Here is a 26,254-nt window from a genome sequence, read left to right on the forward strand (position 1 = left end):
CTTTAGGGGCGGGGGCACGATACGGACGTCGCCATCAGCTCGAACCCTTTCCCACCCGCTACCAGATATGCGACCGCGCCGCGACCATCCGGCAGCACGGTAGCCTGCCCCTGCCCCGCGTTCGCGCCTTCGCTCGACACGGTAAAGGCGGAGCCCTGCAGCGCGCCATCGGCATCCAGGGTTTGCGCGCGCACTTGATGGCTCGAAACGGGTCCCTCGGTCCACACGACGAGGAAGCGACCTTGACCGAGCGAGGTCACGCCGGGGGACATGAACGGTGCACCCAATCCGCCGGCGGGCACATTGAACGTCTTGGCAGCCTCCGCGGCGCGATCGGACGCCGACGTTCCCGTGGCCTGCCAACGCTGGTAGCGAAGGGACCACGGCTCGTCGGCATTCGCGCGATCGGCCCAGAGCACGAGCACGGTGTCTCCGCTCGCCGCGATGGAGGGCGAGCCCACCTGCGGGCCGAGGCCTTTGATCTCGGTGAGCTCGCCCTTGGTGACGAGGCTCTTGTCGCCGGCGGCCACGACGCCGGTCCAGATCGAGGTGCCGCGGCGGAACGTGATCGCGTAGCCGCGTTCGGCGCCATCGAGGGGGACGGCGCGCAGTGCTTCGACGGGGCCGTCGCCAGCGAGGGCCCAAAGCGCGCTGCTCTTGCTCTCGCCGCGCGCCGCCCAAACGAGATGGCCATTGGCGACGCCGAAATCGACGGGCGCAGGCCCCGACGACGTGCGCCGTCCTTCGATGGCGTCGCCTTTTCGATCGAGCGAAATGGCGGCCGCGGGCGAGCCGTCTTTGCCACCGGCATGCGCAGGTGGAACAGGGGTGACGCGGCGAACGACGTCGGCGGCCTTGGTGGTGTGCTCGGCCGACGTGGCGAGCGTCGCCGGATCGAGAAGCAAGGTGACGGCTTCTTTGGGCGCGCTGGCAAAGCCGAGGGCGAGGCCCTGGCCCGTCGCCGCGACCTCGACACCGCTTTGCACGACGACCTGCGGCGCAATCGACTTGGGCTGCCCCACGATGCTGCACGGAGGTGCTGCGGCCGCGGCAGGCGGCGGAACCTCGATGACCTCGGGCTTTTTCTCGGGCGCCGCGGCCGATGCGGACGCTCCCGCCGTGGTCATCGCCACGCGGGCCGCCGGATTCGCACGCTCGTTGGCGGCCGTGCGCGAGCTCGGCGCGGTCACCGCTTTGACGAGGGCCACACCGCCGATGACCACGACCAAGAGCCCGAGGCCGAAGATCACCGGGAAGAAAAACCGCGGCTTGCCTTGCTGCACGCGCTCGAGGTACGGCCACCGCGCGAACACGCGCTTCATCAGCGGAGACGGAGCATCGCTCGGGATCGTCTCCAGGCTGATGCTGCCGCCGTATCCACCGGCCGCGGGCATGTCGCGGGGCGGGGCGCTCGATTGAAGGTACGCGGGCATGGGAGCCGTGGCGCCCGATTGGCCACGCACCTCGGGCGGCGGCGCACTGCTCACCCGCCCTGCTAGCGCAGGCGCGCTCGAACGCACCGCGGGCGGCGGGTTCGATGGCGAGAGACGGCGCACCATCGGGCCTTCCTCGGTTTGCTCCACGAGCATCGAGCCGCTCAACTCCTCGACGCTTTCATCGCGGTGCAGACGCGGAACCGGTGGGCTCTTCGGAATGGCCGGCCCAATCTCCACGGCGCCTTCGCCCCACGGCGGCGGACGCGTCACGGCGTTCTTGCCGGCCTGCGCCCCGGGCGCGGGCACCACGATGGGCTGGCTCGTGCGCTCGGGCCGCCCCGGTGGGCTCGCGGCGTCGTCGGCCTCCGACGACGAGGGCGCCCCGCCGAATTGGATCAAGGTCTGCCTCTTGGGCTTGAGCGCGCCCGATCCCACGGCCTTTGCTTTGTCGCCGGGCTTCCCCTTGGCACCGCGTGGATCCTGAATCACGGGCACCCCGACCACGGTGCGCACGCCATCGCGCGGCGGCGGGACGGCGTCGGCGCGGGCGAGTGTCTCGGTGGCCTGCCCCTCCGTCACGGCGGTGAGGTTGACCGACGTGTTCGCCTCCGGCTCGATGACCATCGGCTCCGGGCGCGCAGGCGTTGGTACTTTGCTCGTGCCCGGCGAGGATTTGGGCGCGCTCGGAACGGCGCGCTTCAAATGCGCGGAGCCCGAGGACGGCGGCGCGCTCGGACTCGACGTGCGCGCTGTCGTGGGTGCGATGCCCACGATCGTTTTCTTGGCCGGGGCCGGCGTCGCCCTGGGGCGCGCAGGATGAGGGGCAGGAGTGTTCGTTCCCATGGTGTTCGCTTTGGCGACGGGTGGCTTTGAAACGAGGGGAATGTAGCGCGGTGGCGGCGGCGGTTCCTCGATCAGCGAGCGCCCCGCGACGTGCAGCTGGGCGGCGCCAGCCGCCAAGCCGCCCATCTGCGCACTTGTCTGCAATTCAGGGACATCGTGGGCGGGTATCCACTGTTTCCACCCGCGCCTCCACACTGGAGCATTGGGTGCGATGGATCCCGCGGCGAGGGCGGCCCGAAGTTCGTCGGCTTGCACGGGGCGTTGTTGCCCGCGCGGATCGGCCCAACGCCACTCGTTCTCACCACTCACACGACTTCTCCGGAACGCACTTCATTCAATCATAGCGCGAGCCGTGCCCCAACGTGAGATTGTCTACGCACTATGCGCGGGCCAGTACGACCGCATGTACGATATGTGCTTTGGCCGCATGGACGGCAATTGCTGCCTCGGCAAGAGTCGAGCCGGTGGTGGCCACATCGTCCACGAGCAAGACGCGGCGATTCGCGAGCAAATCCACCTGACGCGCTTCGAATGCGCCGCGCACATTGCGCTGACGGCCCTCTCGGGAGAGTGTCGCCTGTGCCTCGGTGGCTTTGATCCGCGTCAAAGCCCGTGCTTCGAATGCCGCGCCGAGTCGACGCGCGAGCAGCCGTCCCAATAGCGCGGCCTGATTGAACCCACGCTCGACCAGACGCGTGGCATGGAGAGGAACAGGCACCACGGTATCGATGGCGAGAGGCTTTAGCTGCGGCCAAGCACGCAAAAGCAAATGGGCGAGTGGCCGCGCCAATTCACTGCGGCCTTCGTATTTGAATCGCGTGACCGCCGTGGCAATCGCCCCGCCATAGAGAAAGGGAGCATGCAACGTGGCGAGGGGATGCGATGCACCCGGCCCATCCCGATTTGCGGACGCCGTGGCCGCGCACGCCGTGCAAAACACGGTGCGAAAGGGCACGCGTTCGTCGCAGGCGGCGCATCGTTCGGGGGCGACCAAGGCGCCGGCGGCATCGAGAAGGAACATGACGTCCTTCCATCGGTCCGACGCCGAAGGAGATTGCGACGATTCGCCCTCTGGTCGCGTTAGTCGCGTTCGTCGCGTTCTTCGCGGGTAATGGCGAAAATGACGTGGTCTTCCCAATGGTTGGCGATTTTCAGGTAGCGCACGGCATAACCTTCCCGTCGGAAGCCGCATTTTTCGAGCACGCGCATGCTCCCTGGGTTGCGCGGCATGACGGCGGCCTGCACGCGGTGCAGTGCCATCGGGCCGAAGGCAAAATCGACGACCGCATCGACGGCCTCGCTCATGTAGCCCTGACCTTGCAGGTCGCGGTCGATCCAATAACCGAGGTACGCGTTCTGAAAGACGCGGCGCACGATGTTGCTCAAGACGATGCGGCCGATGATTTTCGGCGCCTCTTCGTCCGCGAGGAAAATGTAGAACGCACAGTGCGTACCGCGCTTCCAGAGGATGCGGTCGCGCGCGACTTCTTTGGAGGCGGTGGTGAGCGAGGCGCGCACTTCGCCGGGCGGCGGCGCCGGGCTCCAGGGACGCAAGTGATCGGCGTTGCGGCGGGAGGCGCGTAGGAGCGCGGGAACGTCGGACTCGCGCCCGGGCCGCAAGATCAGGCGCGGCGTGCGAAGAACGGTGGCGAGCGGCGGCGAAGGTGCGCGTTCGATGGGGCGCATCGTGGGATTCTTCGTTGTCATAGAAGCTGCACCGGGTCGATGTCGATGGCCGTGCGAACGGTGCGCTCGACTTGCCCGCGCGCACGCTCCACGGCCAACAAGGTTCGTCGAAGCATCGCTCGATCGCTGGAGCGAAGCATCACGCGAAAGCGAAAACGCTGCCGCAAGCGCGCCAGCGGCGCAGGCGCGGGCCCCAAGATGGCCACCCGGCCCGGGCCTTCGCGCGATGCCGCTTCCGCCGCCTCGCGGGCGACGTTGGCCAGCATGGCGCAGGCCTCGCGGGCCGTGGCCTCGTCGGGGTGATCGACGCGGATCAGCCCGACCCGCGAAAACGGCGGGTAGCCGAGCTCGCGCCGGTCGACGAGCTCGCGCTCGAGGAACGCGTTCACGTCGTGGCGGAGTGCATGGACGATGGCCGGGTGTTCCGGCGTGTACGTCTGAATGAGCACGCGCCCGGGAACGTCGCCACGTCCCGCACGGCCGGCCACTTGCACCAGCAGATGGAACGCGCGCTCCGCCGCGCGAAAGTCCGGCAGCGACAACGCCGCATCCGCGTTGATGACGCCCACCAGGGTCACGTGCGGCAAGTCGTGGCCTTTGGTCACCATCTGCGTGCCCACGAGGATGTCGATCTCGCGCGCGCGCATGCGCCCGAGCACCGCATCCACCGTGCGGCCGCTCGCCACGTCGCGATCCAAGCGCGCCACCTTGGCCTCGGGGAAGGCGGTGGCCAGCGTCTCCTCGAGCTTCTCCGTGCCGAGTCCCTCGAGGGCGAGCGCGGGGCTCTTGCACTTGACGCAGTTGTCCGGGAGGAGCGTCTCGAAGTCGCAATAATGGCAGCGAAGGCGCTCGCCATGCCGCTTGTGAAAGGTGAGCGCCACCGAGCACGAGGGGCACGAGCAAAGCTCGCCGCACGCCTCGCACCGCACCGCCGGGGAAAAGCCGCGGCGGTTCAAGAAGAGGATCGCCTGCTCGCGCGCGGCCAAGGTTTTCTCCAAGGCGCGATGCAGTGGGAGGCTGATGCGCTTGTCGCCCGTGGGGCCAGGGCCCATGCGCCGCAGGTCCACGATTTCGACGGCGGGCATGGGCTGGGCGCGCGCGCGGTCGGGCAGCACGAGCTTCGTCGCTTTGCCGCTGCGGCTCAAATGCTCGGTCTCGAGCGATGGCGTGGCGCTTCCCAGGATGCACACGCCGGCGGCGCGGTGCGCGCGCAAGATGGCCATGTCGCGCGCGTGGTAGCGAATGCCCTCCTCCTGTTTGAACGAGGGGTCGTGCTCTTCGTCCACCACGATGAGGCCCAGATTGCGCACCGGCGCGAAGAGGGCGCTGCGCGCGCCGATGGCCACGTCGAGCTCTCCCGCGCGCAGTCGCTTCCACATGACGAGGCGCTCGCGCGGCAGGAGTCCCGAGTGCAGCACCGCTACGTCGTCGCCGAAGCGCGCGCGAAAGCGCGAGACGAGCTGCGGGGTCAGCGCAATCTCCGGGACGAGCACGATGGAGCCCTTTTTCTGCTGGCGCGCGGCCACGATGGCCCGGAGGTACACCTCCGTTTTGCCCGAGCCGGTCACACCGTGGAGCGCGAACGTCCCGCCGCTGCTGGGGGCGGCGAGCGCCGTGGCGATGGCCTCGACGGCGATCGCCTGCGGCGGCGTGAGCTCGGGCGGGCTATCCCGCGGTGCGGGCGCGGCGAAGAACGAGTCGGCCTGCACCTCGCGCGAACCGGTCGTCACCAGGCCGAGCTGCGTGAGCTTTTTCACCGCCGCGCGCGCACTCTTCCAGCGACCCTCGAGGTCCACCAGGGACGTCTCGCCCACGGCGCGCACGTGCGCCAAAATCGCGCCGGCTTGGCCGCCCAGGGCCGATTCCTCAAGCTTCTCGGTGGGCGCCACGGTTTGCACGCGGCGGGCGGAGATGCCCTTCTTGGTCTCGAACAGTGAGTCCTCCAGCGCGCGGGCGACGGCGCGCTCGATCGGCGGCAGGGCGAGGCGCATCACTTCGCCGATGGGCGCAAGGTAGTACGCGGAGAGATCGCGCAGGAAGGCGAGCAGCTCGTCGGTGAGCGCCGGCTCGTCGTCGAGGACGTCGAGGAGAGCTTTCACCTTCGGCGGCGGCTCCCCTTCCCCGGCCGTCACCACCACGCCGACCAAGCGCCGCGATCCGAAGGAGCAGAGCACGCGCGCCCCCTGCCGCGTGCGCCCGGCAAGCCGCGCCGGGATCTCGTAGCTGAAGGTGTGTGCCATCGGCACGGGGAGCGCGACGTGGGCGAGCAACATCAGATGGACTCGAGAAAACCCCCGCGCCACACGGCGGCGCCGAGGGCCGCGACGATGAGCAGGAGGACGAGCAGCAACACGCGAGCACGCCGCGAGCTGTCCTTTTTTGGAGCCGGCTCCGGAACCGCGGGCACCTCCACGGGAGCCTCCACCGCCGGCTCGATCTGGACCAAGGGAAGCGCGATCAGCGCCTTGTCGTTCGGCAGCGGATCCAGCGCCGGCACCTCCGCCACGGGCGGCGGCGGCGCCGAGGCGGACTTCACGGGAAATGTCGATACCGGCGGCCCCGATGGCGAGCGCGGAACGGGGGTGACCGAGTCGCGCGCTTCGCGAACCTCGAGGCTCTTGTTCACCGCGGCAGCAGCGCGCTCGCGCATGCGGCGGTGCGCGATGACCTCGTTGCCGAAGTGCGTCGAGAGCCACACGCCCAGCTTGATCGGGTTGGGCATCCGCCCCGTCTCGATGGCGTACGCCTCCAGATCCCGCAGCATGGCCCCCGCCGAGGGGTAGCGGTTGCTCTTGTCCACCGCGAGCGCCCGCATCACGATGCCATGCAGATCGTCCTCGCGCGGGAGCGAGCGCTTGGGCAACGCCGGGATCTCCGCGTTGCGCGCCAACTCGAGCAGCGCACCGCGCGTCGCCGTTTGCCCCGGCAGGCGATAGAGCCTTCGCCCGGCCAAAAGCTCCCAGAGCACGATGCCTGTCGCAAATACGTCGGCCCGCGCATCGAGAATGGCCCCGCGCGCATGCTCCGGGCTCATGTAGCCGGCCTTGCCCTTGATGGCCTCGTCCACGAGCGGTGCATCGCTCGCCAGCGGCGCCACCACGTCGTTCGCGTGGGCGATGCCGAAGTCGCAGACCTTCACCTCGCCGTCGAACGAGATGAGCAAATTCGACGGCGAGACATCGCGGTGCACGATGCCCAGCGGGCGGCCCGATTCGTCGGTGCGGCGGTGCGCGTAGTCCAGCCCGCGCAGCACGCACGTGACGATGTAGAGCGCGAACTCCATGGGCAGCGGCACCTTCTGCCGTGAGCACCGACGGAGCAGGGCATTCAGATCGAAGCCCTCGACGTACTCCATGGCGATGAACAGGCGCCCGTCGACCCGCCCCAGTTCGAAGACGTGCACGATGTTCGCGTGCCCGAGCTGGGCGGCGAGCTTCGCCTCGTGGGTGAGCATCTCGGCAAATTGCGGGTGGCCGGCATACTCGGGAAGAATCAGCTTGAGCACGCAGAGGCGCGAGGCCCCGAGATCGCTGTTGCTGCGCGCAAGGTAGATCTGGGCCATCCCGCCGCGGCCGATGAAGTCGAAGAGCGTGTAACGCCCGAGCGCGTGCGGCAGGCGCAGGGCGGCCGGGTGCGGGTGACGCTCTTCGGGTGGCGCGAGCTCGCTACTTGCCACCGTCGCCACCGAACCCCGGGATCTTCGGAAACGCACTGGGCAAGGAGCTCGGGAACGGCGGAAGGCTAGCCGCGTCGAACGGCGGAATCTTCAGCGCGGCAGCATCGAAGCCCGGAATCGTAGGCCACTGGAAGCCGGGCGGCAGCACCACGCCCCCATCGGCGCCCACGGCCGCGTCGATCATCGCCGTTCCGCCGTCAGGCAGCTTCACCACGACGCGGCGGCTGCCGCCCGATGCACTGCCGCTGGTCAGCGGTGCCACGGGCGATGCGGCAGGTGCCGGGGTGGCCGTGGCACTCGGCGTCACGGTCGCGGCCGGCACGGCGCCGGAGGCTGCGGGGGGGCCGGCGTCGGCCTCGTCATCCTTCGAGAGCCATTTGCAGGCCGCAAGGGGGACGGCGAAAGCGATGCCACCGAAAATGACCGCACGATGCAGCCGCGAACGAGAGCGTGCCATTGTGACGGCCACTTTACACCTGACCGACGATGCTCGTCATCCAGCCGGGCGCGCCAGTCTCGACTAGTCACAGCCCCGCGATGCCAGCATAATGCGCTCCATGGCAGCTTCGCGAGACCGGCCGGATGCTTCGCCGATCCCGCTCGAAAAACGGCCGGACGCTCCGCCGACCTCCCGTCTCGGGCGGCTCGCGAAGTTGGGAGCCCTGGCACCACGAGCGATCCCCCTCGCCACGGAAGCGATGAAACGCGCCGTCGGCATGAAGCGCACCGAGGACGAAGAGGCGCAGGCCCGCGCCAAAGTCCTCTCGTCGGCGAAAAAAACCGCCGAGGCGATGCTGAAGACGCTCGGCGAGATGAAGGGGCTCCCCCTCAAGCTGGGTCAGATGGCCTCGTACATCGATGGGCTCGCGCCCCCGGGGTACGAAGAGAAGTTCCAACAGGTGTTGAAGCGACTCCAGGCCAAGGCGCCCCCGCTGTCGCGCGATGCCGCCATCAAGGTGGTGACCGAGGAGTTGGGCGACCACCCGTCGAAAATCTACGAGCACTGGGAGGCGGATCCCTTCGCAGCTGCGAGCATCGGCCAGGTCCACCGGGCCTTCAGCCGCTCGGGCGATGCGGTCGCCGTGAAAGTGCAGTACCCCGGCATCGACAAGGCCATCGAGAACGACCTGAAGAGCCTCTCTCTCCTGGAGACGATGATCGCGCCCGTCGGCCGCCGGTACCAGAGCAAGGAGACCCTGGAAGAGATCAAGGCCGTCTTCCTTTCCGAGCTCGACTACACGCGCGAAGCCGAGACGGCCGAGCTTTTTCGCCGCATCCACATCGACGAGGCGGGCGACAAGGACATCGTCATCCCGCGCGTGCACCATAGCCTCACCACGCGCCGCGTCCTCACCTGCGAGATGATCGACGGGATGGACTACGCGACGTTCGCCGAAACGGCGACCAAGGACGAGCGCGATGCCGCGGGGCAGACCATCTGGCGCTTCATGTTCCGCGCGCTCTACGCGCACGGCGTGCTCTACGCGGATCCGCACCCGGGCAACTACCGCTTCCTCGGCGGCGGCAAGGTGGCGTTCTTGGACTTCGGCTGTGCGAAGTTCCTGCCGGCCGACATCGTGACGCGCATGAAGCGCTACGTGATCGCGGCGCAGGATGCGGACTGGGAAGAGTTCGACCGCGCCTGTGTCGAGGTGCTTGGCTACGACCCGACCGATCCCGACGGTTGGCCGCTCTACACGAGCTACACGAAGCTCGTGCTCAAGCCGCTCATCGAGAATACGGAGTTCGAGTTCTCGCACGAATTCGCGCGCGAGGCGGTGGCGTACCTGGTTCGCAACGGCAAAAAGATCATCCTTCGCCCCGACGAAAAACTTCCTTCGCTCCCCAAGCCGATTCACATGCCGGTGGACCATACCTTCGTGAATCGTCTTCAGTGGGGCCTCTTCAGCGTGCTCGCCGGCCTGAACTCCAAGGCCAACTGGCGGAGCATCACGGAGCCGTGGATCCGTGGTCCCGTCACCGAGCACCCGCGTATTTAGTGGAGTGCGGGTGGCGCTGAGGAAACTCGCCGCGTACGGCGACGACAAAAGCCCCAACATGGTCATCCGAGGCGACAACCTCGGCGTGCTCGAGCACATGGCGTCGAACGCCCATGCGGGGCTTTTTCGCTGCATTTACATCGATCCGCCGTTCAACACGGGGCGCGTTTTTCGCGAGTACCACGATGCGCGCCACCCCGAAGCGTGGAAGGCGATGATGGCGCCGCGGCTGCGCGCCATGCGGCCTCTGCTCCGGGACGATGGGGCCATTTTTGCCGAAATCGACGATACGCAGCTAGGGTGTCTCCTGTTGCTGATGGATGACGTCTTCGGAGCCGACAACCGCATCGCCATCGTCACGATCGTGCGCAGCGCCACGACCGGGCACAAAGCGATCAACCGCGGACCGGTCAACGTCACGGATTACCTGCTCATCTACGCCAAGGAGCGAAAAAACTTTCGCCCTTCGGCCATCGTTCGGAAACGCGCTGGACGCGATCCGGCGTACAACCTCTGGCTCGTGAATCCGGACGATCCGCCCAGCGCGTGGCAATTCTCGCCGCTCAAGGCCGAGGTGACGACACACCTCGGCTACGCGCGACGGACCGAGGCCGTGCGTGCGCTCGGGGCCGACGGCTTCGAACGCGAGCTCGAGCGCTTCTCGCTGGCGCACGCGCGGCGCGTGGTTCGATTCGCGCAGCCGCGCTACGAGGCGGTGAGCCTGGCGGCACGGGCGCTCATCGACCGATCGCGGGCAGAGCCGGAGCGCATTTTTTGGCTCGATCGGGGCGCGCGCCACAAGCCGATGATCCTCCGCGGTGGAAACCGGCTGCTCTTTCTGGCGGACAAGGTTCGCAAGAACGATGGCGGTGAGCCTTACCTGGCCGAGCCGCTCACCAATGTGTGGAACGACATTCCGTTCCAAGGGATCGCGCGCGAGGGCGGCGTGGTGTTCACACGCAACAAGAAGCCCGAGCGGCTCCTGGAGCGCGTCCTGACGTTGGGCACCGAGCCAGGCGACTGGGTGCTCGATCCGTTTCTCGGGAGCGGGACGACGGCCGCGGTCGCGCACAAGATGGGGCGCCGCTACGTGGGCATCGAGGAGACGGGGACCTTGGACGAACTTTGCATCCCGCGGCTTGCGCGCGTGGTGGAAGGCTCCGATGCGACCGGCATCACACGCGCACAGGGCTGGCGCGGCGGCGGAGGCTTCGGTGTCTATGCGTAGCGCCGTGGTCACGCTGGCGACAATCGCGGCGCTGGTTCCGTCGTGCGCGCGCCGAGAGACGGCGAAAGAAGGGCCCGCGGCCGTGGCCGCCGCCGATGCGAGCACCTTGATGGTGCTCCCACGCACGAGCGACGGCGGTACGTCGCCGCCGCGCGAGGTCCCGCACTGGGCGGAGTCGGTACGCATGCAGGCGTGGGACGATGCCGCACGTGAGCTCGATGCGCTGCCCGACGCCGAGAAGCAAGAGCCGTCGATCCGGTACGTGCGCGCGCGTGTGGCGCTGGCGCGCGGCGGCGCGGCCGAGGTGAACAAAGCCATCGCGCTGCTCGACGACTTGAAGACGGCGCTACCGCTTCTTGCCGACGACATCGAGCGGCGACGCGCCGAGGCCAAGTTGAGCGTCGGCCCCTTCCGCGATGCGGCCGACTACTACAACGGCCGGGGCTCGGCTGCGGCGCTGCTCAAAGCGTCGGAGGCCTATGAGAAATCGCAGATGCCCGTGCCGGCGCGCGCGGCGTGCGATCGCGTGATTGCGCTGGACAAGCATACGCGCGCGCAAGAGGCCGAGGCACGGGCGCGGCGGATCCGCCTGGGCGTGCGTACCCCCACCGAGGATGCGAGCGATGCGCGGTGGATCGTGGTGGAGGCGCCCGATCTCACGTGGGCCAAAGACGCCGAGGCGACGCTGGCGAAGAGCGATCCCGCGCATCCGCTGACGGCGGAGGAACTGCTCAAGCGCGCGAAGGTCCTCGGCGATGCCAACATGGTCGACGAGGCGCTGGAGTCGCTGAAGAAGATCGCGACGGCGCCGGGCAAGGCCGTGGCGAACATCGACCGGCTGCGCGCCAAGGCGGACATTTTGATGCACGCGCGCACGCACGCGCTGGAAGCGTCGAAAGCCTTCGACGAGTGCGTGGCGGTGGGCGGGCCCAAGGCCGCGGATGACGCCTTCCACGCCGCGCGGGCTTTGTCGCGGGCAGATCACGATGACGAGGCCATCGAGCGCTATGCGCAGGTGGCCCGGCGCTTTCCGAAGACGCCGTGGGCCGAAAAGGCGTCGTTCTACGGGGCGCGGCTTCATCTGCTGCACGCGCGCTGGGCGCAGGCCGCGGCGGCGTTCGACGAGTACGCGAAGAACTTCCCCAAGGGCGACGAGAAGCGCGAAGCCCTGCGCGGGCGGGCCATCGCGCGCCTGATGAACAAGGACTACAAGCTCGCGCGAAAGCACTTCGAGGAGCTCGCGGGCGACGAAAACGATGCGATCGCGGCCGCACGGGCGACCAATTTGGCCGCGCTCGCCGCGCTGCACGACGGCGATCGCACGCAGGCCGTGCTCCGCTGGACGGACGTGGCGCGCAGCCGCCCGCTCTCGTGGCCCGCGCTGGTGGCGCGTGCACGCCTGGCCGAGGTGAAGGCGCCGCTGCCGCCGGCCATCGACCCGCCGGACCCGAAGAACGCATGGCAACCGCTCAGCATTTCCATCCCGCCGCCGGTCGACATGCTCTTTCGCGTGGGGCTCGATGCCGACGCCGAGGCGCAGCTGCGCGAGCGCGAATCCCTGCTCACGTCGGCGGCCACCGGGCGCGGCGTGGAGGCGTTGTGCGAAGCGTACGGCTACCTCGGTCGGGCGAAGCGGCGCTACCAAGTGGCGCAGCAGATCCCCGCCGCCACCTTGGCGGCGGCACCGAGCCCGGCGACGGAGTGGGCCTGGGAATGCGCTTTTCCGCGGCCGTACGATGCCTTCGTGCGCGCGGAAGAAACGGCGCACCACCTGCCGAGCGGCCTGCTCCACGCCGTGATGCGCGTGGAGAGCGCGTTCGATCCCGACGTCACCTCGCCGGCCCGCGCGGTGGGCCTCTTGCAGCTTCTGCCCGAGACGGCGCTCACCGTGGCCAAGTCCCTCGGGCAGCCGAATGCCGAGGTGCTTCTGACCAACCCGGCGCAGAACATCAAACTGGGCGCGCGCTACCTGAAGGAGCTCATCGAGCGCTTCCACGGCCAGATCCCGCTCGCGCTCGCCGGCTACAACGGGGGGCCGGATGCCGTCGCGCGCTGGATGTCACGGCTCAAGGACGCTCCGCTCGATGTCTTCGTCGAGCAGATCCCCTACACCGAGACGCGCGCGTACGTGGTTCGGGTCATGGGAAACTTCGCCCGCTACGCCTTTCTGCAAGGCGGAGAATCGCAGGTTCCAACCGTGACGCTCACATACGACAAAGATTGAGGAGACTGTAGTACCGTGGGGGTCGGATACGTGCCGTGATCGGGCTCCTTCTCGCTGCGCTCTTCATCGTCCTGAACGGCTTTTTCGTCGCCGCCGAGTTCGCATTCGTCAAAATGCACGCGACGCAGCTTCACCCGCGCGTGCGCCGCGGCGAGAAGCGGGCGATTTTCGCGCAGTCGATCATCGAGCGGCTCGATCGGTACCTGTCGGTCACGCAGTTCGGCGTCACGCTCGCAAGCCTCGGGCTCGGTTGGATCGGCGAGCCCGCCATCGAGCGCCTCGTCTTGTCGTGGGCCGGGCCCTTCATCCACGGCGAGGCCGAGAAGGCGCTGCACGTGGCCATCGTCATCGTCGCCTTCGGCTTCCTCACCTTCGGCCATGTGCTCTTCGGCGAGCTCGTTCCCAAGTTGATCGCGATCCAGCGCTCCGAGTCGACCGCGCTTTTCTCGGCCACGCCGCTGCACGTGATGTACTTCGCCTTCCGCCCGCTCCTGTGGATCCTGGAGCGCGCCTCGGCCTTGATCCTGCGCTTCATGGGCCTCTCCGCCGACGCGGCGAGCGAGGGCACGCTCTCGGAGGAGCAAATCCTGGGCATCTTGGCCGCGAATACCGCGCGCAGCCCCATGGGCAAGGAGAAGAGCCAGCTGCTCGAGCGCGTGCTTCGCTTCTCCTCGCGCACCGCACGCCACGCCATGGTGCCGCGCGTGGACGTCGCCTCGCTGCCCATCGACACACCGCGCGCGGACGCGATCCGCTTCATCCGCTCGCAGCAGTATTCGCGCCTGATTTTGACCAAGGATCGATCGCTCGACAACGTCGTCGGCTACCTCTACGTGAAGGACTTTCTGCTCGAAGAGGTGCTCGGCCAGGGCGATTTGAAGAGCCTCCGGCGCGACGCGATCTTCGTGCCGGAGACGCAAGGTCTGCTGGACGTCCTGCGGCGCATGCAAGAGTCGCAGATCCCCATCGCGGTGGTCGTCGATGAATACGGTGGCACCAGCGGCATCGTCACCATGGAGGACCTCCTGGAGGAGATCGTCGGCGAGATCCGCGACGAGCTCGACGAGGAGCCGGCGGCGCTGGTGAAGGTGCCGGGCGACGAGCACGCGTGGGAGGTCGACGCGCGATTGAAGATGGACGACCTGCGCTCCATCGGCGTGCTGGTGGAGAACGAGGACGCGGCGGAGCCCATCGGCGCGGTGCTGCTCGAAAAATTGGGCCGTATGCCGCGCAAAGGCGACAGCGTGGCCATCGCCGGCAATGCCGTGGGCATCGTGAGCGCGCTCAGCCGGCGCCGCATCATCCGCGTGCGCGTGCGCATCACCCCGCAACCGGCCGCCGCGTGAGTCGTTTCTGGAAGTGGCTCTTCGTCCTCGCCACGGTGGTGAGCCTCGCGCTCTCCACCTTCAAACTGCGTTTGTCGTCCGACCTGACGGATCTTTTCCCGAACCGCAGCGAGACGACGATGCTCATGCGCTTTCTGCGGGGCTTCGGCGGCGGCGATCTCGGGGTGGTGCTGGTGCGCGGGGAGGATCCGGCCGACGTGGAGGCCTCCGCCGTGGCGTTGGTGGGGGAATTGAAAACCAAGGCGAGCGTGGCCCGCGTGCTCGATTCGGCGCCGCCGCCCAAGGATTTCGATCCGACGTTGGCCTGGTCGTACGCCAGCCCGACGGCGCGGGATCGCTTGAAACAGGCGCTCACGCCCGAGGGCATGCGCGAGCGGCTCGAAGGCACGCGCGAGCTCTTGCTGGCGCCGGGCGCGGCGGAAATCGAGGAGCGCGCGGCGCGCGATCCGCTGCGGCTCACCATGATTCCCTGGGAGCTGCGCACCGAGGTGGCGGCGGGCGTCAACGTGGGAACGGGCTCGGGCGGCGCCTTCGTCGGCGATGGCGGGCGAGCGCGGTTGGTTATTTTGGAGCCGCGCGGCAGTGCCTTCCATGGCAACGACGCCGAGAGCTTCGTCACCGATGTGCGGGCAGCCATGCGCGCCGCAGCGCGGCCCAAGGTGACCATGGATCTCACCGGCGGGCATGCCATTGCCGAAGCAACGGCCGACATGTTGCGCCGCGACATGATCGTGAGCTCCGTGCTGTCGACGGTGCTCGCGTCGGTGGTGTTCCTGGTGACCTTTCGGCGGATGCGGGCGCTGCTCGCGGTGCTTCCCCCGCTGGGGCTGGGCACCCTCTGGACGATGGGCATCGCGGCGCTTTTTCCGACGGGTCTCTCGGCCATCGCCACGGCGTTCGCGGCGGTCGTGGTGGGCGTGGGCGTCGACACCGGCGTGCACGTGTACGCGGCGTTGCTCGAGGGGCGAAGGCGCGGCCTCTCGCCCGCGCAGGCCGCGCGCCACGCACGCGAAACCACGGCGCGTCCGACCTTGCTGGCGGCGCTGGCCGCAGGCTTCGCCTTCGCGGCACTGTTTCTGAGCGAGCTTCCCGCGGTGCGGCAGCTCGGTATCCTGTGCGGTGCGGGCGAGGTGCTCACCGCCGTGGGCATCTTGCTGGTCACGCCGGAAATCGGCGCGTGGCTCGAACGCGGTGCGCCGCCGCCGCGGCCCGTGCATCGATGGACGTCGTTCGTGGACGCCCTGACGCGCACGCGGCCGCGCGCCCTTGCCGCGCTGCTCGTGTCGCTGGCGCCCTTCGCGTTTCTCGCGGTCTTCGGCTGGCCTGCGGCACACGACACCTTGGTCGCGATCCGGCCGCAGGCCTTAGCGCCGCTGGCCACGCAGCGCGAGATTTACCGGCTCTTCGGCAGCAAGGAAGGCCAATGGCTCGTCGTGACCGCCGATCGCGATCCCGAGCGCGCCACGGAGCGGGCCGATCGCGTGGCGGAGGCACTGGATCGGCTGACCACGGAAGGCACCATCGACGGCTTCGACACGCTCACCAACTTTGCGCCGTCACGGGCCACGCAGCGCGCGCGCCTCGCCGAGCGGGATGCGCTCGATCTGGCGGCGAAACGGCCCGCGTTGGAGACCGCGCTGGCCGAGCGCGGTTTCGACCCTTCGGCCTTTGGAAGCGCATTCGAGGCGTTCGAGCACCCTTCGCAGGCGGTCACGAGCATGGACCCGAAAGGGCCCCTCGCGTGGATCATCTCGCGGCACATGGCCCGCGAGGGCGATGACACCCTGGTCGTGAGTTACGTGCGCCCCAGCGGCGATCCCGCGAAGGACGCACGCGCGCGCGCCGCCATCGCGCAGGCCGATACCGAGACGGTGATCACCGGTTACCACCAGCTCGAGACGGCGCTGCGGCATGCGCTTTCGCACGATTTGCCCATCGTGGCGCTCTTGGCCCTGGTGCTGGTCATCGTCACCTTGCGCGCGGCGCTGCGGCGCGGGTTCGACGTCGCGCTCACCTTGGCAACCATCGCGGTGGAAGTCAGTGCGGTGGCCGCGCTCATGCGAATTTTCCACGTGCGGCTGCACGTGTACGACGCGTTGGTGATGCCCGTGCTGGTCGGCATCACCATGGATGAATCGATGTTCCTGCTCCACGCGGCCCGTGCCGCGCGGGATGCCGGGTCGTCGATTGGCGAAGCCATTGCGCGCGCCCTTCGCACCGAGGGCCCGCTGGTCGCCTCCACGGCGCTCACCACGGCGGCCGGGTTCGCTGCGCTTCTCGCGTGCCGCTTCGAAGGTCTGTTCGATTTGGGCGCGGTGGGCGCGCTCGGTTCCGCGCTCGGGCTTCTGGCCGCGCTCGTCGTCATCCCCGCGGGACTACGACTTGCTCTTGCAAGGGGCCCCCACTCCGAATAGCTGAGATGCCCGTGGATCTGCCGGAAGTCCCGCTCGAACCGATCCTGCCGCCGGAGGGCGTGGTGGCCTCGCGCCTGCGGGAGGTGGTGGCCCGCGCATTCGCGATTCGCGATTCGCGATTCGCGAATCGCGAATCCGCCAGCAGCGGAACCCGGCTCGATGTCGCGGGGGTCAAAGGCTGCGCGGGCGCCGCGCTGGTCGCGGCCCTGGCGGACACGGGAAAAAAGCGCATCGTCTTCGTCACGGCCGATCTCGACGGCGCGCGCCGGGCCGCGCAAGACTGCGGCTTCCTCCTGCGCGGCGCCCCCGACGACGAGAGCGCGGAAGAAGCCGCACTGGGCGACGTGCTCTTGTTCGCAAGCCACGAGTCCTCGCCGTACGCCGAGGTGAACCCCGATCGCCGCGCGGCCATGAGCCGCATGGCCACGTTGTTCCATTTGGCACACTTGCCGTGGCGCGTGCTCGCCATCCCCGCGAGCGCGCTGGTGCGGAAGGTCGTCCCGGCGGACGCCATCGGCCGGGCCACCGCGAAGATCGTCGCCGAGGAGGAGCTCGATCGTGACGCGCTCGTCGCGAAGCTCGCCGAGGCGGGCTACCTGCGCGTTCCCGTCGTGGAAGATCCCGGCTCGTTCGCCGTTCGCGGCGCCTTGGTCGACGTGTGGCCTCCGAGCAGCGACGCGCCCATGCGCATCGAGCTGTACGGCGACCTCGTCGTGTCGATCAAGGCGTTCGACCCCTACGAGCAGCGCACCGTCAAGGTGAACGGCCAAGACGTCACCTTCCCCCACGTGTGGCTCCCGCCCGCGCGCGAGGCCGTGCTCACGCGCGAAACCACCGCCCACGCGCGCGAAAAGGTCGTGCACCTGGCCGACGCCATCGATTGGCCCACCACGAAGACGCGCGCGCTCACCGAGGACGTGGTGAGCGGTCGCGGCTTCTTCGGCGCCGACGGCTTTCTCCCGGCGTATTACCCCGAGCTGGTCCCGCTGATCTCGTACCTCGGCGAGGACACGCTCGTCGTCCTCGAGGACCCCGCGGCCATCACCACCGCCGTGCGCGAAGAGCTCGCGCGCGCCGACGAAGACGCGGCGAGCCATGGCTCGAGACCGCACTTCCCACCGACGGCGTTCTACATCGACGAAGCGCGCGCGGCCGAGGAGATCGCGCGCCGCGGGGTCGTCACCTTGCATGCCACGCCGGTGCTCGGTCAGACCGAGGGCGAGGGCCTCGCGACCTTCCAGACCGCCACGAACGCGCTCGATCTCGCGGCGCGCGATCACGACGATCTGTCGCGGGCCGTGAAAACGGCGCGCTCTTCCAAGGGAAAATCCGCCACGCTCGCCCCGCTGGTGCGGCGCATTCGCTACTGGCGCGAGCACGGCCTGCGCGTCTTCCTCACGGCGCGCGCGCAGACGCAGGCCGAGCGCCTCACGTCGCTCTTGCACCACCAAGGCATCACGTGCCGCGCCAAACTCGGCACCTTCGACCCCGCATGGCTCGCCGAGCCCGATAGCGCCGATGCGGAGATGGCCCAAATCGTCGTGGGCCCCCTGTCGCGCGGAGGCTTGCTCCCCGCCGAGGGCATCGTCATCGTCACCGAGGAGGAAATCTTCGGCGCCCGCGCCCACCGCCGCAAAGAGCGGCGCGCCGCCGATCCTACGCGCCCCTTCCTCGAGGATCTGCGAAACCTCGACGTGGGCGACTACGTCGTGCACGTGGAGCACGGCATCGGGCGCTACCTCGGCCTGGTGCACAAGGCGGTGGGCGGCCTCACCGTCGACCTGCTCGTGGTCGAATACGGCGGCGGCGACAAGCTGTACCTGCCCGCGTACCGGCTCAATCAGATCCAGAAATACTCCGGCGGCGAAAATTCGCAGCCCAAGGTCGATCGCCTCGGCGGCAGCACCTTCAGCCGCACCAAGGCGCGCGTGCAAAAGGCCGTGCGGCAGATGGCCGACGAGCTATTGCGCCTCTACGCCGAGCGCAAAGCGCAGCCCGGCGTCTCGATGCCGGCCATCGATGACGACTACCGCGCCTTCGAGGCCACGTTCCCCTTCGATGAAACGCCGGACCAAGCCCGCGCCATCGCCGAGGTGAACCGCGATCTCGACGAACCGCGCCCGATGGATCGCCTGGTGTGCGGCGACGTCGGCTTCGGAAAAACGGAAATCGCGCTGCGTGCGGCCTTCCGCGTGGCCATGACGGGCAAGCAGGTCGCCCTCCTGTGCCCCACCACGGTGCTTGCGCAGCAGCACTTTCGCACCTTCGAGGCGCGGATGCGCGACTACCCCATCACGCTCGCATCGATGAGCCGCTTCCAGACGAAGAAGGAGCAAGACGAGACCGTCGCGCGCCTCAAGGACGGCAAGGTCGACATCGTCATCGGCACGCACCGGCTGCTCTCGAAGGACATCCACTTCAAAGATTTGGGCCTGCTCGTCGTCGACGAAGAGCAGCGCTTCGGCGTCACCCACAAAGAGCGCATCAAACAGATCCGCACCCAAGTGGACGTGTTGACCCTCACGGCCACGCCGATCCCGCGCACCTTGCAGATGGCCGTCAGCGGTTTGCGCGATCTCTCGCTCATCACCACGCCGCCCATCGACCGCCGCGCGGTGCGCACCTTGGTCACACGCTACGACGAGCAGGTGCTGCGCGAGGCCGTCACGCGCGAGCTTTCCCGCGGCGGGCAGGTTTTCTACGTCTACAACCGCATCGAGGGCCTCTACGAACGCGCCGGGCGGCTGCAAGAGCTCGTACCTCAAGCCCGCATCGCGGTGGCCCATGGTCAGATGGCCAAGGGCGGCACGGCGCAGGAAACGGGTGCGCTCGAGCAGACCATGTTCGACTTCGTCGAGGGCCGCTACGACGTGCTCGCAGCCACGGCCATCGTGGAGAGTGGCCTCGACATCCCGCGCGCGAACACGATCATCATCGACCGCGCGGATCTGTTCGGCTTGGCGCAGCTTTACCAACTTCGCGGTCGTGTAGGTCGATCCAAGGAGCGCGCCTACTGCTACCTCGTGGTGCCCGAGCTGGAAAAAATGACCGACGAAGCACGCGCGCGCATCGAGGCGCTCGAGCGGCACACGGAGCTCGGCAGCGGCTTCCAAATCGCCTCGCTCGACCTGGAGCTGCGCGGCGCGGGCGATCTGCTCGGCGGCGAGCAATCGGGCAATGTGGCCAGCGTCGGGTTCGACTTGTTCTGCCAGATGCTCGAAGAAGCCGTGCACGAATTGCGCGGCGAGCCGGTGGTGCACGAGGTCGATCCCGAGTTGTCCTTCGACGTTCCTGCACTCCTACCGGAAGATTACGTCAGCGACGTTGGCGTACGCCTCTCGCTCTACAAGCGCCTGGCCAGTGCCCTCGACGAATCGCACGTGTCCGAGATTGCCGAAGAAATGGAGGACCGCTTTGGACCTCCGCCGGACGATGCGCGGCGTTTGGTGCAATTAATGGCCATCAAAACCGAACTGCGGCGCCTGCGCGCGCTGGGCTGCGAGGCCAATGCCCAAACCGTGACCTTGCACCTGCGCGAGGACACGCCGCTCGACCCGAAAAAGATCCTCGATTTGGTGCGTGCGAAGCGCAGCCCCTACCGGCTCACGCCCGACATGCGGCTCTCGCGTCGTTTCGACGGCAATGGCAATGGCCTCACCAACGCCGAGGCCCTGCTGCACGATTTGAGCAAGTGCCTAAAAGATTAGGGAATAAGGGCTGAGGGTCGGAAGGCGTTCCACCACCATGGCAACATTTTAGAGTGGTGCCCCAACGTGCGCTGATTTGATATCAGGGTGTCGGAGCTGTCGCATCATTCTTACATTCTTTATCGCGCCGACCTGTCCTAGGGTGGACGGCCTCTCAATCGATCCCGCGGGGAGGGCGCGAGCGGGAACTCACGCAATGGCAGCAAACGGAGGCCAGCATGTTCGCTCCGCGCATGGCGCAGCAACGTTTTGCAGTAATCGTAGTGGGGGCAATCGCGGTAATTTCGGCCGCAGCGTGTGGTAACGAAGGTGCGGATTCTTCCGCGTGCCAATCGCCACAAACAACGCAGGCACTTGGAAAAACCTATCAAGTTGGACCTGGAAAAGCGTACGCATCGCTGAACGATGTCGTCTCGCTCCTGGCAGCGGGCGATGTGGTCGAGGTTTACGGACAATCGACTCCTTATGCCGGCGGAATCAAATTTTCCAAGTCAGGCACCAAGGCGAGCCCCATCGTCATTCGGGGCATTCGAACCAACGGCGCACGTCCCGTGATTTCCGGCGGCGATAGTACCGTTCAGTTCGACGGAAGCCATTATGTATTCGAAGGATTCGACGTCAAATCGGGAAATGTGAGGAATATCTTCCATCACGCGGACGATATTTCGATAAAGGACAGCATCGTCCGCGATTGCGCGGGTCACGGTATTCTCGGCGCCGACGAGGATTCTGGCTCGCTCACGCTGGATCACGTGGAGGTTTACGGGTGCGGGAACGGCACCACGAAACACCCGATTTACATGGCCACGGACGAAGTCGCTTATCCCGGCTCGGTGTTCCGTATGCAGTTTTGCTACGTGCACGACGGCAAAGGGGGCAACAACGTAAAGAGCCGCGCCGAGCGAAATGAGATTTATTACAATTGGATCGAGGGCGCGGCCTACCGCGAAATCGAGCTCATTGGCCCGGAAGGTGCCGATCCCGCGCTGAAACGCGAGGATTCGGACGTGGTGGGCAACGTGTTCGTGAAGAGCGCGCAGGGCTCGAACGTCGCGCGCGTCGGCGGCGATGGAACGGGTGACACCTCGGGGCGGTACCGTTTCGTGAACAATACGTTCATCCTGGCGGCGAATTCACCTTCGGCCATTCAGGTTTACGACCGCATCGAGTCCGTCGAGTTCCACAACAACGTGTTCTATCGAATCGGCGGCGGCACCATTCCGGTGTTCCGGACGACCGAGGCCCAATGGGTCAACGGCGAGAGCATCACCGGTTCGAACAACTGGCTGCCCGCGGGAAGCAGCGTCGCCACGTTCACCAACACGAAGACGGGCGCCGATCCCGGTTTCGCCAACTCGGGCCAGCGCGACTTCCGCTTGGGAACGAGCAGCGTCCTCATTGGGCAAGCGCTGTTGCCGACGGCGAGCGCCGCGGCGCACCCCTTCCCGTCGCCACTCGCAGCGGCGGCATTCAGCCCGCCGCTTCACGCGGTCGAAGCGGCGGACAGGGCCACCGCACGCGCGAACTCGGGCAAGGTCGCCATCGGCGCCTACGAGAACGGCGCTCAAGCGAGCACCCCGGTCAGCGTCGGCTCCTCCACGGGAACCGGCGGCGCACCCGGTGCGGGCGGCCAAGGCAGCGGCACCGGCGATCCGTCCTCGCCGTCGGGCGAAGGGAGTTGCCGCTAGCTAGTCAGTCTAGCTAGAGCATTTATCCGTGAAGTGGATCGAGTGCGCTATGGAGCGCCGGCATCCTGCCGGCGGTTAGCCGGCTTCCAGCCGGCGCCGCCATCGCTTGCCACCTGGAAGGTGGCGTACCGCCGGCAAGATGCCGGCGCTCCATGACGTGGCGACTCCTATTGGCCACCACCAACCCTATGGAAAAACGCTCTAGATGTGCCCGCCCTTGCGGGTGCACTCGGCCTTCTTGGCCTCGCACATGGCCTTGATCGCCGAGTCGGTGTTGTAGGCCGGGTGGTTGCAAAACCGCGCGGCCTGCGCGCACTCGGGTGGCTGGTTGCCGGCGGGGGGCTGGCCTCCCGTGGCCGTTCCCGTCGGTGTCGTCGGCGTTTTTCCGCCCGAGGCCGACGCGGTGGGCTTCGGTTTCGCGCTTCCGCCACTTCCTCCGGAGGCGGGCTTTTTCGTCGGCTCGCTGCCCCCGGTGAGCGGCGCGAGCGGTGCTACGGGATCCCCGGCGCCCGACGAATCATCCTTCGGAGCTTCCGCGGTCGCGGAGGGCTGGGCGGCGGCGTTCGTGGTCGGCTCCGCGGTCACCGGCGCAGCGCCGGCGTCGACGGAATTGAAGTCGACCTGCTTCTTGCAGCCTGCGAGGGCGGCAAGTCCCGTGAGGAGCACCGCGCCGGAAAGAACGGCATCTCGAAAGCGAATACCCGTCACAGAGTACCTCCCTGGGCTCGGCACGCGGCCGTCTTGCTGTTGCAGAACGGAACCGCCCTCGGATCCGTCGCGGCGCGCGCGCACCAAGTTCGTGCCGCTGCGCATTCCGCGGGCTCTCCCGGTCTTCCCGGCTGCTGGGGCGGCGGCGGTGGTTGCGTCGCCGGCGGCTGGACAGGCGGCTGGTAGGGGGGCGGCGGAGGCAAGGGCTGCTGCGGCTGCTGGGGAGGCGGCTGCGCAGTGGGCGCCGAGGCGTCCTTCCTCGTACTGGTGGTCGGCGGTCTTTCCCTCGGAGGCTCGGGCCTCTCCTGCCGGAGCGGAGGAAGACCCGCCCCCGTGCTCGGCGGCGTCGTGGTCGTCGGCGTGGCCGATGGGGTCTCGCTGGGCTGCGGCGGCGGTGTGGTCGCCGCGGTGCTCGCCGACGGAAAGAGAGGCTCGGTGCTATCGGCCCCCTTGCTGCCGCCGCTGAAGGCTCCCATACCCGCAGCCACGGCGACGCCGCACACCGCGAGGGCCGCGACCAAGCCACCGATGATGAGCCCTTTGCGCGCCCCACCCCCGGAAGCGGTCTCCGACGACGGATGGTACGCCGGCACCACCGGTTGCGCCGGCGGCGGACCGTAGCCCTGATTCGGCGGCGGACCGTACTGCGGCGCACCGCCCGGCGGCGGCCCATACCCCGGCGCGTCCACTTGCGCGCCAATCTCGGTGCCGCGGCGCTGCTGCGGAACGTCGCCCGTGCTGTACCCCGGCGTAGGCCCCGTCACATAGCCCGCCGACACCCCCGGTGCCGTACCGCCGTATCCACCCGCTGGACGCCCCTGCTCGTAACCCGCGGCAGGCGCCTGTTGAGCCCCGAGGGCTGCGGTCTGCGCGTAGGCAAAGCCGGCAGGCGCTTGCGGCTGCCCGGTGAAGGCATTGTAGAACTCGCGCACCGTGGAGAAGCGCTGCCCGGGATCTTTCGCGAGCGCGCGCTGAACGGCATCGCGCATCGCCTGCGGAACGCGCTGGCCCATGGGCTGCGTCTCGATGGGCGCGGGCGCCTGCACCATGTGCGCGGTGGCCCATTCGTAGGCCGTGTTGCCGTTGAAGGGCAGACGCCCCGTGAGCATCTCGTAGGCCATGATGCCCAGCGAATAAATGTCGCTGCGCGCATCGATGGGCCGCCCCGTGAACTGCTCGGGGCTCATATACGGCGGAGTGCCCAGCACCATGCCGGCCTGCGTGAGCTTGCGCTCTTCGCTGTCCTCTTCCTTCTGCCGCTTGGCGATGCCGAAGTCGAGCACCTCGACCCAATCCTTCTGGCCGGCGCGATCGCAAAGGACCACGTTTTCTGGCTTCAGGTCGCGGTGCACGATGTCGTGCGTATGCGCTTCCTCGAGGGAGCCGACGACCTGCGAGAGGATCTTCTCCACGCGGGTGGGCGCCATGGGTCCTTCTTTTTCGAGGACCTCGGCCACGCTCTTGCCCTCGACGTACTCCATCACGATGTAGAGCGTGCCGTCGTCGGTCTTGCCGAAGTCGTAGACCTGAATCGTATTCGGGTGCTGAAGCTCGGCGATGGTGCCGCACTCGCGCTCGAACCGGGCCAAAATCTTCGGATCGTGCGACAGATGCGGATGCAGCGTCTTGATGGCGACCTTGCGGGTCGTCGCGCCGAGCTTCTGCTCGCCCACGTAGACGACCCCCATGCCGCCTTCGCCGAGGACGCGAATGACGTTGTAGCGTCCCGCGATGGTCTGACCGACGAGTCCCTGTGAGCCTTGTTCCGGCGAATTCACGGCGTCAGAATCGCATACCTACGGAGCGCTCGCATCCTTTCTGGTGTCCGTGGGGGGCCACGGTAGGGACCAGCGCTGATCCGTCCCCCTATCCCAGAGCTCGAGCCGCGTGCCGCGGGCGGTGGAGGGGAACATGACACCGATGCGGCTGACCAGCTTGGCGTCGAAATCGACGCGATTTCGGTCCTTACCGGCATCCCCGGCGTCGATTCCGGCGGCCACGAGCATCGGGAAGTCGAACCGGGCCCGCTCGATGACGGTTGGACCCTCGTAGAGCTCCAGGGCAAAGCGGCCCATCGCCCGGGGGGTGGCCTGTGGCGCGGGAAGCTCCACCTGGTGCATGCCCAGCAGGTACACGTCGCCGTGGTCGTAGCGCAGGTCGAAAATCCACTGGCGGCGCTCGGAAAGCGGCGGCGGATCCGGGGCGATGCGCACCTTCTTCGGGTCGACGGGTGTCGATGCATCCGGGGCGCGCTTGGAGAGGGAGAGGCGACCTGGAGAGGCGTCGACCCCGATGCCGCCGGCCTCGGCGATGGCGCCGAAAAACACCGCACACATCACGAGGATGCCGGCGAATGCCAAGCTCAAGACGACGGTCGACCAAGAACGCACGACACAGCGATATCCCATGCACCGGCGTCGCCGCCAAGCGTCGTCCACAGGTCGCGGAGCTTTCTTTCCCCCGGGCTCGGGCCCACGCGCACGTCGAGTACGCCGTCGAGGCGAACCCACGCCGCAAATAGCGCAACCTGCGACACTTCGTGCACCTGGCCGGACGGCAACCTTAGCCGCGAACCGGTCCCATAGACGCGGTCGCCAAGCAATGCGGCACCGGCATGGCTCGCGTGGACGCGGATCTGATGGGTGCGCCCGGTGCGCGGTGCAATGGCGAGCAGCGCGAAGGCTCCGGCGCGCGCCACGGTTCGATAAACGGTCTCGGCGTGCGTAGCGTCTTTGCCATTCACGGCGCGGTGCCGCGGATCCGCCGCGCGCCCGATGGGAAAGGTCCACGTGCCCTCCTCGGGATCGGGCGCCTGCGCAGCGATGGCGACATAGCGCCGCTCGTACCGCCCCTCGTCCCGTGCGCGCTTGGCCTGGTCGCGGGCTCGCGCGGTCAGCGCAAAGACGACCACGCCGCCCACCTCGCGATCGAGGCGCGACGTCGGGTGCACCGCCGAGGGGTCCATCTTCGCGAGACGCGCGGCGTGCGCGAGGAGCGAGCCCTCGGCGCCACCGTGATCGGGAATCGTGGGAATGCCCGCGGGCTTTTCCAACGCGAGCCAATCGCGCGTGCGATGGAGCAGGCGCACGTCGTCGCCCTTGCTCGTGGTGCGCGCAGCACGCGGGGCAGCGATGCGCACTTCGTCGCCCACGCGAACGGGCTCCTCGCCGCGGGTGGCGCGACGGCGCCCCACGAAGACGCGACCGTCGGCGATGGCGCGGGCATCACCGCCGGCGGCGCGCACGATGGCGTCCACCGTTTTGGGATCCCCTTCGCGCACGATCCACCGCATGGCTTA

Annotated in this window: 17 protein-coding genes; 7 read left to right on the forward strand and 10 right to left on the reverse strand. The window is 68.0% G+C overall.

Going from position 1 to position 26,254, the window contains the following annotated elements; all coding sequences use genetic code 11:
* Positions 1-2: 2 nt before the first annotated feature.
* The 6 genes from LZC95_44205 to LZC95_44230 form a co-directional block, all read right to left on the reverse strand.
* Entirely contained in the window at positions 3-2,588 is a 2,586-nt protein-coding gene (locus tag LZC95_44205; GenBank protein WXA93447.1) for a GYF domain-containing protein, read from the reverse strand.
* 70 nt (positions 2,589-2,658) lie between these two features.
* Complete coding sequence (locus LZC95_44210; protein WXA93448.1) at positions 2,659-3,300, reverse strand: ComF family protein; 642 nt, start codon at positions 3,298-3,300, stop codon at positions 2,659-2,661.
* Positions 3,301-3,359: 59 nt separating this feature from the next.
* The gene (locus LZC95_44215; protein WXA93449.1) at positions 3,360-3,986 is read right to left on the reverse strand and encodes a GNAT family N-acetyltransferase; all 627 of its coding nucleotides are present in this window, start codon (positions 3,984-3,986) and stop codon (positions 3,360-3,362) included.
* Entirely contained in the window at positions 3,983-6,238 is a 2,256-nt protein-coding gene (gene priA, locus LZC95_44220) for a primosomal protein N' (protein ID WXA93450.1), read from the reverse strand. The genes LZC95_44215 and priA overlap by 4 nt, the downstream gene beginning before the upstream one ends.
* Positions 6,238-7,641, reverse strand: coding sequence for a serine/threonine protein kinase (locus LZC95_44225; protein ID WXA93451.1), 1,404 nt, complete (start codon positions 7,639-7,641; stop codon positions 6,238-6,240). Before LZC95_44225 ends, priA begins: the two co-directional genes overlap by 1 nt.
* A complete protein-coding gene (locus LZC95_44230) occupies positions 7,631-8,098 on the reverse strand; it encodes a hypothetical protein (GenBank protein ID WXA93452.1) in 468 nt (155 codons plus the stop codon). The genes LZC95_44225 and LZC95_44230 overlap by 11 nt, the downstream gene beginning before the upstream one ends.
* A gap of 100 nt (positions 8,099-8,198) precedes the next feature.
* Here LZC95_44230 and LZC95_44235 point away from each other — a divergent pair, with 100 nt between their 5' ends.
* The 7 genes from LZC95_44235 to LZC95_44265 all read left to right on the forward strand — a co-directional run bounded on the left by LZC95_44235 (position 8,199) and on the right by LZC95_44265 (position 22,248).
* A complete protein-coding gene (locus LZC95_44235) occupies positions 8,199-9,641 on the forward strand; it encodes an AarF/ABC1/UbiB kinase family protein (protein WXA93453.1) in 1,443 nt (480 codons plus the stop codon).
* 10 nt (positions 9,642-9,651) lie between these two features.
* Positions 9,652-10,869, forward strand: a complete 1,218-nt coding sequence (locus tag LZC95_44240; GenBank protein ID WXA93454.1) for a site-specific DNA-methyltransferase — start codon at positions 9,652-9,654, stop codon at positions 10,867-10,869.
* The gene (locus LZC95_44245; GenBank protein ID WXB00269.1) at positions 10,862-13,093 is read left to right on the forward strand and encodes a lytic transglycosylase domain-containing protein; all 2,232 of its coding nucleotides are present in this window, start codon (positions 10,862-10,864) and stop codon (positions 13,091-13,093) included. Before LZC95_44240 ends, LZC95_44245 begins: the two co-directional genes overlap by 8 nt.
* Before the next feature lie 35 nt (positions 13,094-13,128).
* The gene (locus tag LZC95_44250) at positions 13,129-14,439 is read left to right on the forward strand and encodes a hemolysin family protein (protein ID WXA93455.1); all 1,311 of its coding nucleotides are present in this window, start codon (positions 13,129-13,131) and stop codon (positions 14,437-14,439) included.
* The gene (locus LZC95_44255) at positions 14,436-16,853 is read left to right on the forward strand and encodes an MMPL family transporter (GenBank protein ID WXA93456.1); all 2,418 of its coding nucleotides are present in this window, start codon (positions 14,436-14,438) and stop codon (positions 16,851-16,853) included. The genes LZC95_44250 and LZC95_44255 overlap by 4 nt, the downstream gene beginning before the upstream one ends.
* An 11-nt stretch (positions 16,854-16,864) precedes the next feature.
* Positions 16,865-20,560: a transcription-repair coupling factor gene (gene mfd, locus LZC95_44260; protein WXA93457.1), complete on the forward strand. Its 3,696-nt coding sequence runs from the start codon at positions 16,865-16,867 to the stop codon at positions 20,558-20,560.
* 434 nt (positions 20,561-20,994) lie between these two features.
* Positions 20,995-22,248, forward strand: a complete 1,254-nt coding sequence (locus LZC95_44265; protein WXA93458.1) for a hypothetical protein — start codon at positions 20,995-20,997, stop codon at positions 22,246-22,248.
* Between the two features lie 201 nt (positions 22,249-22,449).
* Here LZC95_44265 and LZC95_44270 read toward each other — a convergent pair whose 3' ends face one another.
* From LZC95_44270 to LZC95_44285, 4 genes are read right to left on the reverse strand one after another with little or no spacing between them, the layout of a single operon-like run.
* Positions 22,450-22,956: a hypothetical protein gene (locus LZC95_44270; GenBank protein ID WXA93459.1), complete on the reverse strand. Its 507-nt coding sequence runs from the start codon at positions 22,954-22,956 to the stop codon at positions 22,450-22,452.
* Entirely contained in the window at positions 22,953-24,734 is a 1,782-nt protein-coding gene (locus LZC95_44275; GenBank protein WXA93460.1) for a serine/threonine protein kinase, read from the reverse strand. Before LZC95_44275 ends, LZC95_44270 begins: the two co-directional genes overlap by 4 nt.
* 18 nt (positions 24,735-24,752) lie before the next feature.
* Positions 24,753-25,346 (reverse strand): hypothetical protein, encoded by a 594-nt coding sequence (locus tag LZC95_44280; protein ID WXA93461.1) that lies wholly within the window; start codon positions 25,344-25,346, stop codon positions 24,753-24,755.
* Complete coding sequence (locus tag LZC95_44285; GenBank protein WXA93462.1) at positions 25,319-26,248, reverse strand: RluA family pseudouridine synthase; 930 nt, start codon at positions 26,246-26,248, stop codon at positions 25,319-25,321. Before LZC95_44285 ends, LZC95_44280 begins: the two co-directional genes overlap by 28 nt.
* Positions 26,249-26,254 lie beyond the last annotated feature (6 nt).

Source organism: Sorangiineae bacterium MSr12523 (assembly GCA_037157775.1).
In the GTDB taxonomy this organism is placed as follows: Bacteria; Myxococcota_A; Polyangia; order Polyangiales; family Polyangiaceae; genus Pendulispora; species Pendulispora brunnea.

Excerpts from the sequence above, each read along its gene's own strand:
- LZC95_44285 (WXA93462.1), bottom strand. The coding sequence starts at position 26,248 with ATGCGGTGGATCGTGCGCGAAGGGGATCCCAAAACGGTGGACGCCATC.
- LZC95_44235 (WXA93453.1), top strand. The coding sequence starts at position 8,199 with ATGGCAGCTTCGCGAGACCGGCCGGATGCTTCGCCGATCCCGCTCGAA.
- priA (WXA93450.1), bottom strand. The coding sequence starts at position 6,238 with ATGTTGCTCGCCCACGTCGCGCTCCCCGTGCCGATGGCACACACCTTC.
- LZC95_44210 (WXA93448.1), bottom strand. The coding sequence starts at position 3,300 with ATGTTCCTTCTCGATGCCGCCGGCGCCTTGGTCGCCCCCGAACGATGC.
- LZC95_44215 (WXA93449.1), bottom strand. The coding sequence starts at position 3,986 with ATGACAACGAAGAATCCCACGATGCGCCCCATCGAACGCGCACCTTCG.
- LZC95_44230 (WXA93452.1), bottom strand. The coding sequence starts at position 8,098 with ATGGCACGCTCTCGTTCGCGGCTGCATCGTGCGGTCATTTTCGGTGGC.
- LZC95_44245 (WXB00269.1), top strand. The coding sequence starts at position 10,862 with ATGCGTAGCGCCGTGGTCACGCTGGCGACAATCGCGGCGCTGGTTCCG.